Genomic DNA, 1,757 nt, shown 5'->3' on the forward strand with positions numbered 1-1,757 from the left:
ACAATCGGGCGCGATTGTGGAACAACATAGCTGGAAAATGAACAAACTTTTTTGTAAAAATCTCATACATATCTAAAAAGAGTAACTCCATTTTGAACAATCTTTTTTCAAAAGGGAGTTTTTGAAGTTACTATTAGATAAGGATTGAGGGATATTTTTTAATCAACCTTTATTCCAAAGCTACAATAAGAACGGTCACTACTGCCTTTTCATTTGAATCACTTTTTATTGTGTATACAAGATTTTATACATCGTTGATTTGACAGCGTTTTAAGGCAGTCTTACTACCTGGAACTTGTATAAAATATTGCATACTATGATACTTGCTCAACTTTATTTACAGTCTGAGCAAACGGACAGGGAGATACAAAATCGCTGTCCGTCAGACTTCATGGAACCGCCGTATACGGAACCGTACGTACGGTGGTGTGAGAGGTCGGGAGTTAATCACTCCCTCCTACTCGAAACTCCTCTTACATATACAGTTCCTGAAACCGTTTGACGACTTTGAGATTCGACAAATATTCGATAAGTTGAATTGGATACCTTAGTGTTCTTTTTGATCCATCTGCAATATCTACAAAAGACGTTTTAGCCTCCCTGAGTTGCCATCTGGTCCAATTATGCCAATATGATGAAGATGGCCTAGTAGTAATCATTTCCATTTCATAACTTAGAATATGGTGTAACTGCCAAGTAGAAATGAACACTTTCTTACCTGAAAATGCTGAATAAGACTGAACACTATTTTTCAGTAAAGTGTTCAAAGTTACCTGACGGTTATATATGGTTTATAAAAAAGAAAAAAGGAAGTGACTTTGATGACTTGGCAATATGGTTCTTTTCCTGATGATATAGGCCCATGTCAACAAGAAGGGTCCACAACTTGTGTTGGTGATATATATTTTGTATGTAGAAATGGTCGTTGGAGACCTACCTCCCAATATTGTCAGAGTGATAATACACCAACATGGCCAGAATATGGTTATAGTCCACAGCTATGGCCACAATATGGTTCAGGTATGGGCCCATGTCAAGAAGGGTCCACAACTTGTGTTGGTGATATGTATTTTGTATGTAGAAATGGTCGTTGGATACCTACCTACGAATATTGTCAGAGTGATAATACACCAACATGGCCACAATATGGTTCAGGTATGGGCCCATGTCAAGAAGGGTCCACAACTTGTATTGGTGATAGAAGGTATTATTGTAGAAATGGTCGTTGGAGACCTACCTCCCAATATTGTCAGAGTGATATATATCCCTATGACTAAATGTTTATACTTTATTTAAGGAAAAAGTGCCCCCAAAATGGTTGTGGGGTTAGGCAGAGCCTAACTTTTTCATGATCATGAAAACGAGGAAATATATACAAAATATATACGTATAACTTCTCAGATAAAGAGAAAAACCAACCGTCTAAATCTCTCAATCTGCTTTACAGTAACTCTACCTTAAAAGGTAAATATTTTTCGATTATTACTAACGAGATGCGTTGATCCTAGCAAGGGTCAGCGCTTATTTCCCTTTTAGTTATAGGAGAAGCCCTTGAAGTTTAAGGGTTTACTGAAGTGAATAGCTATATGTTTGGTGAGCTAATAGATATCTTCAACAATTGGGCGCTTTTCCGTAATAGGGAAAGCGTCTTTATTCATGGAAAGGGCCATTTAATTGAATAAAAATACAAGAATTAAATTGGACGTGGAGATTGTGAAGAAAAGTACTTAAACTAAAGGCGCAGCATTCCTGTTTGA

At 37.0% G+C, this 1,757-nt stretch carries 1 protein-coding gene; it reads left to right on the forward strand.

Features of this window, described 5'->3' with window-relative positions:
- The first annotated feature begins 821 nt into the window (after positions 1–821).
- Positions 822–1,277, forward strand: coding sequence for a hypothetical protein (locus H131_RS22870; protein WP_155242543.1), 456 nt, complete (start codon positions 822–824; stop codon positions 1,275–1,277).
- The last annotated feature ends 480 nt before the right edge of the window (positions 1,278–1,757 follow it).

The organism is Lysinibacillus sphaericus OT4b.31 (genome assembly GCF_000392615.1).
In the GTDB taxonomy this organism is placed as follows: Bacteria; Bacillota; Bacilli; order Bacillales_A; family Planococcaceae; genus Lysinibacillus; species Lysinibacillus sphaericus_B.

What these genes read in the sequence shown, in the direction of transcription:
- H131_RS22870 (WP_155242543.1), top strand. Translation starts at nt 822, where the DNA reads ATGACTTGGCAATATGGTTCTTTTCCTGATGATATAGGCCCATGTCAA.